Here is a 14,207-nt window from a genome sequence, read left to right as displayed (position 1 = left end):
TCGAGAAAGTGGCCGGACCCCCGGCGCGTAGGCTCGACCGCTGGGCCGCGGAGCACGTGGCCGCGTTCAGGGCCGTCCGGTGGTCGAGGCGTAGCGGGGGTTCCGCACGCGAGGACGGGCGCCGGGCGGCTGCCGCCCTATCAGCGCAGCACCGTCGCCCGTGCCCTCGCGACACGCACGGCGGTGGACAGGCTGTCGATGTCGTAGGCGCCCTGGTGCCGGAGCCCGTTGACGAAGAAGGTCGGGGTCCCGGTCACGCCGCTGAGGTCGGCCGATTCCACGTCCTCGGCCACGTGCGCCGCGCCGACGTGGCCACGCATGTCCCGCTGGAAACGTTCGGTGTCCAGCCCGATGTCCCGGGCGTAGCCCATGAGGTGCTCGAAACGGAGGGCACCCTGGTGGTCCATCAGCATGCTGTGCATCTCCCAGTAGCTCCCCTGTGAGGCCGCTGCCTCGGCCGCCTCGGCGGCGAGCTGGGCGTGCACGTGGACGTCCGTCAGAGGGAGGTGCCGCCAGACGTAGCGCACGTCCCCGAAGTCACTGAGCAGCTCCCGCAGGACCGGCTCGGCCTCGCCGCAGTACGGGCACTCGTAGTCGCCGTACTCCACCACGGTCACCGGCGCGTGCTGCGGTCCCCGCACGTGGTCGCGCTCGGGATCCACGGGTACGGCGAGGTCGACGATCGTCTCGGCCCTGCCGAGCAGGGCCCGCACCCGCAGCTGAGGGGGGAGCAAGGCGATGACACCCGTGGCGAGCCGGCTGACCAGGAAGGCGCAGATCACCGCACTCAGGATGCCGATCTTCGCTTCGGTGAGCCGCGTGCCGTCGAAGGCGAGGGCAGCGATGAGGAGGGACACCGTGAAGCCGACCCCGGAGAGAGTTCCTCCGACGAGGATGGCCCCCCAGCCGATGGGAGGCCTGACCCGTCCGCGACTGAGCACCGTGGACAGCGCCGATGCCCCGAGAACACCCAGCGGCTTGCCGACGACGTACCCGACGAGGATGCCGAGGGTCACGGACGAGGAGAAGGACCGTGCCAACTCGTCGCCGCTGAGGTGGATACCGGCGTTGGCCAGGGCGAAGAGGGGAACGATCACATAGCTGGTCCAGGGGTGGAACAGGGTCTGCAGGCGCTCGTTCGGGGAGACGGCTGATGCGAGGCCCGCGCGCACGGACCGTTCGAGTTCGGGCGTCGGCTGCTCGCGAAAGAGCCTGAAGAGCCCCGTCGCGCGCTCCAGGTCCTTGCGCGACGCCGGATACGCGCAGGTCACGAGGCCCATGGCGAGGCCGATCACCACGGGCTCCACACCGGACTCGAGGAAGACGATCCAGATGACCAGGGCCAGGACCGCGTACACCACGCCGCGCTGGACCCACAGTCGCCAGGACAGGAGGATCACGCCCAGCGCGACGAGGGCGCAGAGGAGCACGGGCACGTCGACGCTGTCGCTGTAGACGACGGTGATGACCGCCAGAGCCAGGAAATCGTCCACCACCGACATGGTGAGGATGAAGACCCGCAGCCCTGGGGGTGTGCGGCGCCCGATGATGGCGAGCATGCCCAGGGCGAAGGCGGTGTCTGTCGACATCGCCGCGCCCCAGCCCTGCGCCGCACCGCTGTCGGCGTTGAAGGCGAGATAGAGGGCGACGGGGACGAGCATGCCGCCTGTGCCGGCCGCCAGCGGCAGGACGGTCCTGCGGCGGTCACGGAGTTCCCCCATGTCGAACTCGCGGCGCGCCTCCAGCCCGATGACGAGGAAGAAGAACGTCATCAGTCCGCTGTTCACCCACGACCGAAGGGACAACCGCATCCCGTACTCGCCGATCCGGACGGACAGATCCGTCAGCCAGAACGCCTCGTAGCCGGCGGCCGCGACGTTGGCCCAGACGAGGGCCGCGAGCGTCGCCGCCACGAGGGCCACCGCGCTGCCGGACTCCGTCCGCAAGAACCTCCGCAACGGTGAGGGCGAGGTGTTGCCGACCTTCGTCTGCCGCGTGAAGCCGGAGCTCCCGTCAGTCATACCCAACCGCTCACTAGGCGCCACGACGTGATGCAGACGAATGTAGCATTTCGCCCCTATTGGGTGGCCTGGTGGACATTAAGGCGGCCGTGGGAGTCCCGGCGTACGTGGAAAATCGACCGGGGTACACCCGTCGTACGAGAAGCTCAGCCGGACGTCACATCGCACCCGGACGCCGGCACGCGGCCCGCCTGGTCGGCGCCCCCCGTTCGCACCGGTCCGCTGTCAGCGGTCCAGGCCGTCGAGCACGCTCACGGTCACCCACGCGTAGGCGAGGTGCGGGACGACGTCCGAGACCCAGTCCGAAGCCGCCCACGTGCGTGGATCGGTCACTCCGAGCACCGTCATCGGTCCGTTCGTCCCGATCAGGGCGCCGATCGAGGCAGCGGCGTACCGGGATGCCCTGGACGGGTGCCATCCGGCGGAGCGGGCCAAGGCCAGGGCGACCCCCATACCGAGCCCGGCGGCGAACCCCGTCATGGGCGCGAGTCCGGCGATCCGGTTCTCCAGCGTCGCCCCCTCGCCGGGAATGCGGAGATGGAGCCTGTCGGCGAGCCTGCGCAGGGTCACTTCCGGAGTGTTGCTGGCAGCGCGGCCCCGGATCGCCATGTCGGCGTAACTGACGATGTTGAGCGCGGTCGTCCCGGCCGCTCCGGCTGCCGCCCCGCAAAGGAGAGGTCGCATCAAACGGATCATGGCGATCCTTCCATCGCGCGATCGGTCTCCGGCCTGCGCCGCACCGCCCCGGGCGCACTGCAAGCGTCGCATTCCCGCAGGGGCCCCGCATCACCGGCGACGCGGGAGCGGCCGGTACGTCCCGTGCGCACAGGCGTGAGCACGGGGATTCGTGAGCGCGGATCGCGAAGGTGGCACCGGACGGAGGGGCGGACCGGTTGCCGACCGTGCGCCCAGCCATCAGCCTGGAGGGGACGTCGCACAGCCGGAAGGCGGATACCCATCAGCGGCCGAGGGCTGTGCGAGGAGGCCCCGGTGATGGCACACGACACTTCATTCACTCTGGACGACGACGGGAACGTCTCCGAATGGCGCGACGGTGCGAGAAGGTATCCGTCGCTCTCGGCGGCGGACACCGTGGGCAGGACCGCGGGGCAGGTGCTTCGCGCCCTCCTGGACCAGCCCGCCGACGGCAGTGAACCTCCGGCACCGGTGGCCCTGTTGCTCGACGCCAGCCGTGACGGCGCGCAGACACTCGTCACCGTGAGGCGTGTCGCGCCCAGTCGCGACGCGGCGCAACTGGAAGCAGCCTTCGAGTTCTCGGCGTTCGGGCAGTCCACCGCCGGACTGGAACTGTACGACGCCGAGTCACGTGTCGTACGCAGCAACTCCGCGGCCCTCGCCATGCGCGGACGGACCGCGGACCAGGTGCTCGGGCACCGGGTGGCGGACCTCGGTTCACGGCTTCCGATGGCGGACTTCCTGCAGCAGGTCCTCGACGGCGGCGACCCGGCCGTACGGGGGAAGGTGTACGGCCACGACGGGCGAGGACGGTCGAGAGTCTTCGCGGTCACCGCGTTCCGGCTGAGGGACGACCGGCGGACCATCGGCGCCGGCTCCGTGATCCACGATGTCACCGATCAGGACCGTGCCCAGGCCGCAGCACATCTCCTCGCGCGCGCGCACGAGACGATCGGCACCACACTGGACGCGATGCGGACCTCGCGTGAGATCGCCGCGGTAGCCACCGAGGACTTCGCCGACGCGGTGTCGGTCGACCTCATCGACACCGTGCTGCAGGGGGCGGACGCGCCGGCGCCGCCGGTCGGCTCCGACATCGCCCTGAGACGAGCCGCCTTCGAGGCCCCGGGCAACCTGCGAGCCGTCTACGCCGTGGGGGAGATGAGCTACTTCACATCTCCCACGCCGTACACACAGGCGATGGCCGACCTCACACCGCGGCTGCTGGCACCCGACACCTCGCCCTCCGACTGGCTGATGCACGACGCCGTGCGCACCGGTGCCCTGAACGAAGCGCGGATCCACTCGATGATCGTTCTGCCCCTGTCGTTCCACGGGCGGGTTCTGGGACTGGCCAGCTTCTACCGGGGGCCACGCCACCCCGTGCCGTTCGACCCGCACGACGTGGAACTCGCCGAGCAGGTGAGTGCGACCGCGTGCATCCACATCGAGAACGCGCGCCGCTACACGAGGGAACACACCACAGCCGTCACCCTGCAACGTAAGCTGCTTCCCGCGACGTTCCCCGACCTGTCCGCCGTGAACACGGCCCACTTCTACACGCCGGGTGCGCGACACACCGTCTGGTTCGACGTCATCGCCCTGTCCGCGGCACGCGTCGGTCTCGCCATCGGCCAGGTCCCGCAACAGGGCCTGGACGCGTCGGTGACCATGGGGCGCTTCCGGACGGCCCTCGGCACACTCGCCGCACTCGAACTCCCTCCCGACGAGCTCCTGGCCCATCTGGACGACGTCACCGGCCGGATACTCCCCGGCAGCCAGGCCCCGTGGCCCTCACCGGTGGACGCCCCTCGGTGTCTGTACGCGGTCTACGACCCCGTGGGCGGTGAACTCACCGTCGCCTCGGCCGGCTGGCCCTCCCCACTCGTCACCTCCGTGACGGGTGAGGTGACCACGGTGGACGTGCCTGTGGGTGCGCCGCTCGGGCAGGGCACGGGCTACGAAGCGGGCAGCCTCGCCGTCGCCCCCGAGAGCATGCTCACCTTGTACTCCGAGTCGATCCTGGAGCCGGGCGGGCGCGGGGAGGATCGCATGGCCGAACTCCGAAGGGCCGCAGCGTGCGCCGGTCACGATCCCAAGGCCACCTGTGACAGCATCGTCCAGTCCCTCCTCGGCCGACAGGCGGCAGACGGCGGCGCCATCCTCGCCGTACACACCCACCGGCTGCCCGACGACCGGGTGGCCACCTGGACGGGCAGCCGGGACCCCGCTGCCGTCGGGGACCTCAGAGAAAGGGTCGGCCAGCAGTTGGAGGCGTGGGGCCTCGAAGCGCATGTGTTCACCGCCGAGATGGTCGTGAGTGAACTGGTGACCAACGTGATCCGTCACGCCAGCGGCAACCCGACGGTACGCCTGATACGCGACCGGTCCCTGACGATCGAGATCTCGGACGAAGCGTCCACCGCACCGCACCTGCGTCACGCCCGTGTTCAGGACGAGGACGGGCGAGGCCTGATGATCGTCGCCGCTCTGCCCCGGCGATGGGGGACCCGCTACACACCTCACGGAAAGGTCATCTGGGTCGAGGAGTCTCTCGACGAGGAGGCCGCCGCGTAGCCGCGCGCTGTCGGCGGGCTGCGCGGACATGACATTGCCGCGCGGCAGCTTCACCGGTCGGTCGAGCTGCCGCGCGGCACATTCACCCGGCGGTGACCCGACCCCCGGGCCGGCCGGGAATCCGAGGGCGCGGGGTGGTCAGGCCAGCATTCCGGAGCGGAGCTTGGCGAGCGTGCGGGTGAGGAGGCGGGAGACGTGCATCTGGGAGACGTCCAGTTCGGCTCCGATCTGCGACTGCGTCATCTCCTGGCCGAAGCGCATCTCGATGATGCGGCGCTCGCGGTCGTCGAGCTGCTCGAGGAGAGGGGCCAGAGCGTGCAGGTTCTCCACCGTCTCCATGGCTGAGTCCGGCTCGCCCAGGATGTCGGCGAAGGTCCGGGATCCCGTGCCCGTGGTCTCGCCGGTGTCGGTCGGCAGGTCCAGGGAGCCGGCGGTGTAGCCGTTCGACGCGATGATGCCCTCGATGACCTCGTCCTCGGTGAGGTCCAGGAAGGCCGCCAGCTCCTTGGCCGTGGGGTCACGGTCCATCCGGGTGGCGAGTTCGTCCTTGGCCTTCGCCAGCTCCACGCGCAGTTCCTGAAGACGCCGGGGGACATGGACGGCCCAGGTCGTGTCACGGAAGAAGCGCTTGATCTCGCCCACGATGTAAGGGACGGCAAACGTGGTGAACTCCACCTCCCGGGACAGCTCGAACCGGTCAATGGCCTTGATGAGGCCGATGGTTCCGACCTGCGTGATGTCCTCCATGTCACCGCTGCCCCGGTTGCGGAAGCGACGCGCGGCGAACCGCACCAGCGAGATGTTCATCTCGATGAGGGTGTTGCGCGCGTACTGGTACTCCCTCGTCCCCTCTTCCAGGACTCGCAGCTGCTCGAAGAACAGGGTCGAAAGAGCGCGTGCGTCCTTCGGGGCGACCTTGCCCGCGTCCTCGATCCAGGGCAGCCCACCGACGCGCTGGGGCGACGGCTCCGAGGTCGACATACCGTCAGTCGGTATGGTTCCAGCGGTCTGTTCAGCGATCATTTTTGTTCCCACCCTTGCTCGTGCCGAGAGCGCTTCGTTTCGAGCCCCTGCCCTGCCACGGGACGCCCATGCGTGAGATGACGCAATTTTTCTTGCTGCGTGGAAACTGTTGTCTCAGGACATCGTAGGATGAGCAGCGCCGTCCATCGGTGCGACCCTGCGGGCGTGCCGCGCTGGATCGGGACAGGCCCCGTACGCTGGAGGCCGAGGCCGGGGCCCAAAGGCGAACCGGGGTTCGGCGCAGCACGACGAGAAACAGGATCACGTGGACAGATTCGCTGCCGTCGAGCGGGAGCTGCGCAAGGCCGCCCCCCATCTCCTCGCCGACGTCGTCACGGCGGCTCTGCGGGAGCACTACGACGTGCAGAGTACCGAGTTGCGGCTCGCCGACTACGGGATGACCACACTCCAGGTGGTCTCCGAGGCGCCGATCGCCGAACCCGTGCACGTGCACGACAGCCCGCAGGGGCGTGCCTTCGGCGCCCAGGAACCGTATGTGGAGCCCCGGGCCGCGCATGACCCCGTCACCGCGCACCTTCCGGTGACCGTGCGCGGTGACCGTCTGGGCGTCCTCACCGTCACGATGTCGGAGGGCGGCTGCACCCAGGACGACCTCGCGGAGATGCAGCAGATCGGTGAGGCGCTGGGTCACGAGATCCTCGTCGCCGAACGGGACACCGACCTCTACCTCCTCGCGCGCCGCGCCACCCGGCTGACCCTTGCCGCGGAGATGCAGTGGCAACTGCTCCCCGGCCGCTCCGTGACACGGCCCGAATTCTCGCTCGGCGCCCATCTGGAACCGGCCTACGCGATCTTCGGCGACAACTTCGACTGGTCCGTGTCGGCCCACCACCTCACTCTCACCGTCAGCAACGGCATGGGTAAGGGGATGGAGGCAGCCCTGCTGACCAATCTCGTCGTCAACGCACTGCGCAACGCCCGGCGCGCCGGCCTGGACCTCGCCGGCCAGGCGAGCCTCGCCGACCAGGCCGTCTACGCCGAGTACCGGGGCGCGCTGCACGCAGCCGTCCTGCTGCTGCGCTTCGACCTGGCGACGGGCGAGGTCGAAGCCGTGGACGCCGGATCACCCCGTATGTGGCGGCTGAGGGAGCGGACCGTCGAGTCGCTCGGATTCGACGCGCAGCTTCCGCTCGGCATGTTCGAGGAGACGGAGTACGTGACGGAGCGCCTGCGGGTCGAACCGGGCGACCGGCTGCTGATCGGCAGCGACGGGGTGTACGACAGCGCCTCGCTGGCTGGTGAGCGCTACGGGGAACGCGCCCTCGCGCGCTCGCTGTCCGCGCACCGCCTGCTGCCCTCGGAGCAGGTACCGCTCGCGGTGCTCCGTGATCTGCGCTCCTACCGAGGCGACGCACCACTGGACGACGATGCCCTGGTCGTCTGCATGGACTGGTTCGGCAGGCAGTCCTCATCCGGCAATGGTTCTGCCTGACCTGCGGCTACTGGGGCCGGGTTGGGCGGCCGGTGTTCATCCGGTCGACCGCAAGGGTCTCGCGCCGCTGCTGTCCTGCGCCGCGGCCGCGTTACGGAAGGCCCTGAGGCCTTCCAGTAGTGCGCGCCGTGACTTGGCCGGCATGGCATCGATCTTGGACATCAGCACCTCTTCCCTGCGCATCCGCAGGTCGACGAGGTACGCCTTGCCGTGGCCGGTGAGGCGCAGCTCCAGCTCCCGACGGCTCACCGGGCTGGGGGCGCGCTCCACGAAACCCGTGGCCTGCAGCCGGTCGCACAGCCTGCTGACCGAGGGCGATGCCGAACCGAGGGCCTCGGCGAGCATCCGCAGATTGATGCCCTCCTCCCGGTCCAGGATGTAGAGCACCCGCAGCTGGGAAGGGGAGACCGGGCCCGTGGGCACGGCCTCGCGACCGTGTTCCCACAGGACTTCCAGGAGTTCGACGAATTCGGAACCCGCGCGGGCCGCTTCCCAGGACCGCTGGTCGGGTTCGGGGTTCAGGCCCATGGTGATGACACTCCGATCCGGCTACGCCTCACTCGTCCGTCTGGCCACCGGACCGGGCAAGCGAGCCGGGAATTCTACGCGCTCGTATGGAAAGCCAGGAAAAGGTTCCGGGACACGCGCGTGGCCCCAGACATCGTACCCCCGTCCGCAGCGGGTTCCGTGGTCCCGGGGAACCCCGGTATGTTTCCCTATGACAACAGTTGCCATGGAGTAGGGTTCAGCAGTCGATATCCGATGCGTGATCTTCGGCGGTCACCGCCGCTCCTGCCGCGACGGTTACCCTTCCCCCGCCTGGAGTACTGACACCCATGACGCACAGCCCGAACCTCGTCCTCACCGTCCGGCATCCGGCGGACTCCGTCGCAGTGCTCACCGTGACCGGGGAGATCGACGTGGACAGCGCGCCCGCTCTGCGGACCAAGGCCATGGAGCTGATCAGGCAGGGGAGACCACACATCGTGCTGGATATGGCGCCCGTGGAGTTCTGCGACTCCTCCGGCCTCAACACGATGATCGGCATTCTGCGCTATGCGAAGGACCGGCACGGCTCCCTGTCGCTGGTGGCGACCCCGCCCCACGTCACGAGGCTGCTGGACGTCACGGGGGTGGGCGTCCTGATGCCGGTCCTTCCCACCGCGGCCGAGGCCCTGGAAGGCATCGTGACGCCCGGCGGGCACGGAACTGCCTGACGGAATCCCTCCTGGCTCCCACCCTGCGCCCTCCGGGAGGTAACCCGGGCCGGCAGGTGCGCCGTGAGGTCAGGGGTGCTCGAAGGCCTGGAGCACCCCTGCGACGGAGAAGCAGAGCGCCCCGGCGAGCGTGCCCCAATCAGCGATGTCGACGTTCACGAGGCTTCCCGTGGCGGGACGGGTGAACGCGGCCAGTGCCGAGACGAAGAAGAGGACGGACCCGAGCTGGTTGACCGCGACGATCCACCAGCCGAGTTCGCCGGGGAGGGCGCGCGGGCGTCCGTGGCAGACCTCGACCAGCGCGAGGTGGCCCGATACGAGGAACAGGACGCACCCGACCACGTCCGGCGCCCAGACCAGCCTGTCCACCTGCTGCACGGAAAGACCCTGCAGCAGGGAACTCACCAGGTCGACACCGAAGACCAGCGTTCCCACCAACAGCACGAAGGTGCTCAGCCAGTCGATGCGCGAGGGCTCGTAGCTCCACCATCTCCAGCTCTGCGAGGTGAGCCCCGCGGTTCCGCTGACCTTGCGCGGGGCGTTGACCGACTGGAGCAGAGAGGCGTAGCCGCCCGTGTTGAAGCACAAGCCCCCTACGAAGTAGATCCAGGCACCCGTCGCGTCACCCGGGCCGAACTGGGCCACCCCGGCGCCGAAGGCGAAGAAGCCCCCACCGACCGTGAAAGCGCTCGCGGCGACGGCGTTCAGCCTGCGGAGGCGGCGGACCGACATGCTGTCGGCCGTCCGGGAACGCGCTTCGTGCTCACCGGCGGCCCGCACGCCGAGCAGCCCGCGCTTGCGCGCCCGCCGCGACTCCCAGACGGCGGTGCCGCCGTCCGTGAGCCGCCAGGTCAGCCGGGTCGTGAACGGGCCCGCGCCCTCGGCGATCTCCTCGGTTCGGCTCACGCTGCGACCCTAACCGGCCCTCGGCGCACCGGCGTGGACATCCATCGCGCGCCTGACGTCACGGCCCTTCGCCGCTCCTCGCGTGCTGGTCCCCGGCTCGTTCAGCGGTCGTCGCCCAAGTGGCGGGGGAGCGTCGTGGCGGTGTCGAGGAAGAAGGAATCGATGCTCTGGACGGTCTCGATGAAGTCGTCGAGATTGACCGGCTTGGTGACGTAGGCGTTGGCGTGCTGGCGATAGGCGTCGTCGATGTCGTCGGGCGCGGCGGACGTGGTCAGCACGACGATGGGGATGCTCGACAGATCCGGGTCGTTCTTGAGGACGTTGAGCAGCTCGCGGCCGTTCATGCGGGGCATGTTCAGATCGAGCACGATCAGGTCGGGCCGGTCGGTCTGCGGGTCGCGGAGGTACTCCAGCGCCGCGACGCCGTCGTCGGCACGCTGGATCCCGCGTGCCATGCCCTGCTCGGTCATGGCCTCCTCGATGAGCATGGCGTCGGCCATGTCGTCCTCGACGAGCAGAACGGTGTAGGTGCGGGGGACGAGGCCGTTCATGAGGGGGCTCCGGGTCTGATGGTGGGGTGGCGGACGTGATGTGGGACGGGCGGTGAAGACGAGGCCGGGCCAGCGCTTGCGGGCGCCTTGGCGGCTGACGCCCCTTCTCCCGCGTCGGGCGCATGCACGCACAGGACTCCGACGTCAGCCTCGAGAACCTGCTGCGGCGCACAACGAACTCGCTGGGCCTGGCGGTGGAGGAGACCGGGGCGGTCATCACGCACGACCCACTGCCTGCCGTACACGGCGACCCGGCCCAGCTCGGGGTCCTCCTGCAGAACCTGATCTCCAACGCACCCTCGATACCACCCACACCCCGGGGACCCGCTTCGTCTTCACCCTCCCGCCGACCCGTTCGGACATGCGGGAGACGGGTTCCGAGGACTGAGAACTGCCCAGTGATCCCCTGGCGTGCGCACGATGGCAGGGATAGTGGTACGGCCCTCGGCGGACCTGGTGACCAGCCCGGGCACAGCTGGTCACCACCCCGCGAGGGTCCGGGTCGGCCCGGTCGCCGCCCGCCCGTGAGGCCCCGCACGGCGGGGCCTCACCGCTACCGTGCCTTCCCGAGTTCGGCATCAGTTCCCGGACGGAACTGGCCTCGCTCCTTCCGTCATGACACGGGCGCCGAGTAGATCATCCGGATCTCCGTCGTGCGGTAGCCGGCCCGGGAGAAAGCCGCTGCCATCGGGGCGTTGCCCGTATCGGTGGTGGCGGTGATCAGTTCCGCACCGGACTCGACCTGGACCCGGGTGATCTCTGCGAGGACGTCGTCGACGTATCCACGCCCACGGAACTCCGGAACGACACCCAGATAGCCGACGTTGCGGTTGTACGGCGTGGCCGACGGGACCGCGAGGCCCGCGATCTGGCCATCGGAGGTCCGGGCCAGCCGTCATCACTCCCGCTCGCCGGGGCAGCCGAGGTAGAAGTCCATCTCCTCCCGGGCGGTGGCCTCCGGGCCCAGGATCGCCAGATTGCGCCGGGTCTCACCGTCCAGGCTGCCCTCGGCGATCCGCCGGAACACGTCCAGGAACTCGTCGTCCGTCGCCTGGGTGAAGGTGAGCCTGCCGCTGGGCCGAGGTGTTCCTGCCTCGGGGCGCCACTCCAGGCGCAGGCGCTCCACCTCGTCCGTCAGTCCGGCGGCCAGCGCCGCTGTGCGGCGCCAGGCAAGGGCATCTGCCACGGCCGGATCCGAGCGCCAGTCGGGGCGCAACGTCAGGTTGTACAGCGGGAGTCTGGACGCGCCCTGCGCGGCGAACGCCCCGAGGCCCGCAGTCAGGAGCTCGGTGGCGAGTGCCGAAGGATCGGTGACGGAACCGTCCACGTGCAGACAGTCGAGGGCGATGGGGTGCGTACTGGAGGACTGCCCCCACCACAGCGCCCGGGCCACGACCCGGTCCTCCTCCTCGGCTATCCAGGTCCATTCCGGCCGGTACATAGGGACGCCGGAACCGAGAACGACCGGGCAACGCTTGATGACGAGCTCGTCGATCTCCGGCGTCTGCCGTCGCGCGCTGATCCACAGGGACTACAGGACCGGCCTTAGTCGCCGAGGATCCGTTCCCACAGCAGTCCGTCCCGCCAACTCCCGTCGAGGAGGATCGAGGAGTGCGCGACGCCGTACGGGCTGAACCCGTTGCGGCGCAACACTCTCTGCGACGGCAGATTCTCCAGATGGGTGGACGCCTCGGCGCGGTGCAGCCCGAGTTCGTCCGTCATCACGCTGAGGACAAGCCCGACAGCCTGACCGGCGTGCCCTTGATTCTGGGCGACGCTGCCGATCCAGTATCCGACCGAGCCACGGCGCAGGTGCGGCTGCTGCCGTATGCCTCCGACGGTGACCTGCCCGATCACCTGATCGTCGGCCAGCACGACGCCCGGCCAGACCGTGCCGGCCCGGTACGAGGCAAGTAGGCTGTCGATCCGCTCCGCCTGGCCCTCCGGGGTGAAGAACTCGGGAGGCTGGACCGGTTCCCACGGACGGAAAGCTTCGAGGTCCCGCATCCGGTGCCCAGCTATCGGGACTGCGTCCGTGGGCTCGATCAGGCGGATTCCGGTGCTGCTGCCCATGGGCTGATCCTCGTCGCGACGCATCGAATGAGACGACCAGCCTATGCGAGGCCGCTCATGCCTCCGATGCCGTCACACCCTACGTCCGCCGGGTCCGTGAGCGGACGTTCGCTGCGGCATGACCGGCTACGGCATTTCAGGCGCCCGGGGCTGTTGGGTGGTCCCCCGGAGGGGGCTGTGCTGGGCGGGAGGGGCGCGCACGACCTTCCTGGAGGCCGAGCTGGAGCCGCCCAAGATCGGGGTAGTGCGTGGTGCTCCCGCCGGCAGCGATGGTGCAGTTCCAGGTTTTTCCGGGGGAGTAGCGGCCGACCGTGTGTGCCGGCCCGTCCCGCCGGCGGCGCACACGAGGTGGTTCACGCGGCAGCGGCCCGCCGGCCTTCCCACGCGCATCGCCTGGCCCTGCCGCACGTGGTCGACGTATGCCGATGACCCGGCGTGCCGTTCCCGCGGTGGCCACCGTCCGGCGGCCGGTTCAGGATCCGCTGCCGTTGTCACTGCCGAGGGGCCAGGCCTCGATGTCGCGGTAGTGGATCGGCCCCCGACTGCGGCTGGTGTTGCTGCCGACCAGGTGAAGGCGCTCGGCGAGCCACGGGGTACCTCTGAAAGCGACGAACTCCGCGGCGATCTCCGCCGTCGAGGACAGATCGCCGCGGCGGGCCCGGGCCAGCGTCAGATGCGGCCGCAGCGGCCGGTCCTCGAAGGCGACGCCGCACTGCTTGACCACGGCGCGTACGTCGGCCGCGAGCACGTGAAGGCCGTCGAGGTCGCCGTCGATGCCGCTCCACAGGACCCGGTCGTCGAAGTGTCCGCTGCTCCGAAGCGCCAGCTTCGGTGCTCGATGTGCCGCAGCCAGGTCGGCCAGCGGCCGCCGCAGGAGGGGCACGGTCTCGACCGGCAGCTCGCCCAGGAATGCCAGAGTGATGTGCCAGTCCTCGATGCGGTTCCACCGCATCCGAGGGTGTGTGCCGTAGGCGGGGCGCAGTTCCCTGGCGAGCTCCTCCTTCGCGTGGTCGGGCGGGGCGAGGGCGATGAACACGCGCACGGTTGTAGGTCCGGTCTCTTCGTTCACACCGGACTTCGTACCCCATGAGGCTGGCCGGCGCGAAGCCCGGTGCGGGGCGTGCGCTCGCGTTGCGGGCGGGGAGAGGAGCCGCCGTCTCATGCGAGTGGGTTCGCCGGACGGGGTGTCGTGGACGAACGGCCCCTGTGACGTGGCACGTACCAGGCCCGGCCCGTTTGGGCGGCTTCCTCGGTGACTTCTGAAAATGTGGGCAGTCGGAACGAGACGCAAGACGTTTGCGCACCGGACGTGAGGAGCTGCCATGACCACCTTTGTCATCACCGTGCCCGGAACTTTCGTCACGGGCATCACGGACACCTCCCGTGCCGCTCTGGAGGGGAAGCTCGCTGCGCAGCACACGGATGTGAGTGAGAGCGAGGGGCTGGACCTGCTCACGCTCAACGTTGACGGCACCTTCTCCATTCGGCTCGAAGTCGATGCCTCCGACCGGTACGAGGCGGAACTGGAGGCCGTTGGGCTTGTCTCCACGGCCCTGCAGGAGACCGGGTACTCGGAGACGGATGCGCCGCTCGGATCGCCAGCCGTCACCGGGATCGAAAGCGACTTCTGACCGGCTGCGGGCCTCGCCCGAGGCCATGGCGGACGGCGGGCAGCCTGTGTGGTGGGCGC

The 14,207-nt window shown here is 69.5% G+C and carries 13 protein-coding genes and 1 pseudogene; 4 read left to right on the top strand and 10 right to left on the bottom strand.

Translation table 11 applies throughout. The annotated features are described in order from the left end of the window. Nucleotides 1-140 precede the first annotated feature (140 nt). Together nhaA and ACFU5K_RS19690 are read right to left on the bottom strand one after the other, a co-directional pair. Nucleotides 141-2,021 carry a Na+/H+ antiporter NhaA gene (nhaA, locus tag ACFU5K_RS19695; protein ID WP_384063188.1) on the bottom strand — a complete coding sequence of 627 codons (1,881 nt, stop codon included), beginning with the start codon at nucleotides 2,019-2,021 and terminating at the stop codon, nucleotides 141-143. Nucleotides 2,022-2,246: 225 nt separating this feature from the next. Next, nucleotides 2,247-2,705, bottom strand: coding sequence for a hypothetical protein (locus ACFU5K_RS19690; RefSeq protein WP_384063185.1), 459 nt, complete (start codon nucleotides 2,703-2,705; stop codon nucleotides 2,247-2,249). A gap of 309 nt (nucleotides 2,706-3,014) precedes the next feature. On the opposite strand from ACFU5K_RS19690, the gene ACFU5K_RS19685 reads away from it, so the two are divergent. After that, nucleotides 3,015-5,294: a SpoIIE family protein phosphatase gene (locus tag ACFU5K_RS19685; protein ID WP_384063183.1), complete on the top strand. Its 2,280-nt coding sequence runs from the start codon at nucleotides 3,015-3,017 to the stop codon at nucleotides 5,292-5,294. Nucleotides 5,295-5,432: 138 nt separating this feature from the next. Here ACFU5K_RS19685 and ACFU5K_RS19680 read toward each other — a convergent pair whose 3' ends face one another. After that, the gene (locus ACFU5K_RS19680) at nucleotides 5,433-6,317 is read right to left on the bottom strand and encodes a SigB/SigF/SigG family RNA polymerase sigma factor (protein WP_384063180.1); all 885 of its coding nucleotides are present in this window, start codon (nucleotides 6,315-6,317) and stop codon (nucleotides 5,433-5,435) included. Between the two features lie 265 nt (nucleotides 6,318-6,582). Between ACFU5K_RS19680 and ACFU5K_RS19675 the strand changes: the two genes are divergently transcribed. Then, complete coding sequence (locus ACFU5K_RS19675; RefSeq protein ID WP_384063177.1) at nucleotides 6,583-7,770, top strand: PP2C family protein-serine/threonine phosphatase; 1,188 nt, start codon at nucleotides 6,583-6,585, stop codon at nucleotides 7,768-7,770. 36 nt (nucleotides 7,771-7,806) lie between these two features. On the opposite strand, the gene ACFU5K_RS19670 is transcribed toward ACFU5K_RS19675, so the two are convergent. Then, complete coding sequence (locus ACFU5K_RS19670) at nucleotides 7,807-8,298, bottom strand: MarR family winged helix-turn-helix transcriptional regulator (RefSeq protein WP_384063174.1); 492 nt, start codon at nucleotides 8,296-8,298, stop codon at nucleotides 7,807-7,809. A 308-nt stretch (nucleotides 8,299-8,606) separates the two neighbouring features. Between ACFU5K_RS19670 and ACFU5K_RS19665 the strand changes: the two genes are divergently transcribed. Then, entirely contained in the window at nucleotides 8,607-8,987 is a 381-nt protein-coding gene (locus ACFU5K_RS19665; protein WP_384063171.1) for an STAS domain-containing protein, read from the top strand. 69 nt (nucleotides 8,988-9,056) lie between these two features. Here ACFU5K_RS19665 and ACFU5K_RS19660 read toward each other — a convergent pair whose 3' ends face one another. The 6 genes and pseudogenes from ACFU5K_RS19660 to thpR all read right to left on the bottom strand — a co-directional run bounded on the left by ACFU5K_RS19660 (nucleotide 9,057) and on the right by thpR (nucleotide 13,586). Next, nucleotides 9,057-9,893, bottom strand: a complete 837-nt coding sequence (locus tag ACFU5K_RS19660; RefSeq protein WP_384063168.1) for a hypothetical protein — start codon at nucleotides 9,891-9,893, stop codon at nucleotides 9,057-9,059. Nucleotides 9,894-9,994: 101 nt separating this feature from the next. Further along, a pseudogene (locus ACFU5K_RS19655) lies at nucleotides 9,995-10,546 on the bottom strand (response regulator); the annotation flags it as partial. Between the two features lie 511 nt (nucleotides 10,547-11,057). Beyond that, on the bottom strand, nucleotides 11,058-11,312 hold the full coding sequence (locus ACFU5K_RS19650; RefSeq protein WP_384063232.1) for a hypothetical protein: 255 nt from the start codon (nucleotides 11,310-11,312) through the stop codon (nucleotides 11,058-11,060). 30 nt (nucleotides 11,313-11,342) lie between these two features. After that, the gene (locus tag ACFU5K_RS19645) at nucleotides 11,343-11,885 is read right to left on the bottom strand and encodes a hypothetical protein (protein ID WP_384063165.1); all 543 of its coding nucleotides are present in this window, start codon (nucleotides 11,883-11,885) and stop codon (nucleotides 11,343-11,345) included. Between the two features lie 104 nt (nucleotides 11,886-11,989). Continuing rightward, entirely contained in the window at nucleotides 11,990-12,517 is a 528-nt protein-coding gene (locus tag ACFU5K_RS19640; protein WP_384063161.1) for a GNAT family N-acetyltransferase, read from the bottom strand. Between the two features lie 472 nt (nucleotides 12,518-12,989). After that, nucleotides 12,990-13,586: an RNA 2',3'-cyclic phosphodiesterase gene (gene thpR, locus ACFU5K_RS19635; protein ID WP_384063158.1), complete on the bottom strand. Its 597-nt coding sequence runs from the start codon at nucleotides 13,584-13,586 to the stop codon at nucleotides 12,990-12,992. Nucleotides 13,587-13,839: 253 nt separating this feature from the next. Here thpR and ACFU5K_RS19630 point away from each other — a divergent pair, with 253 nt between their 5' ends. Next, nucleotides 13,840-14,148 (top strand): hypothetical protein, encoded by a 309-nt coding sequence (locus ACFU5K_RS19630; protein ID WP_384063155.1) that lies wholly within the window; start codon nucleotides 13,840-13,842, stop codon nucleotides 14,146-14,148. Nucleotides 14,149-14,207: the final 59 nt, after the last annotated feature.

Origin of the sequence: Streptomyces sp. NPDC057428, assembly GCF_042803195.1 — a bacterium.
In the GTDB taxonomy this organism is placed as follows: domain Bacteria; phylum Actinomycetota; class Actinomycetes; order Streptomycetales; family Streptomycetaceae; genus Streptomyces.
The sequence above is the reverse complement of the archived record's forward strand: the minus strand, read 5'-3'. Positions and strand labels throughout refer to the sequence as shown.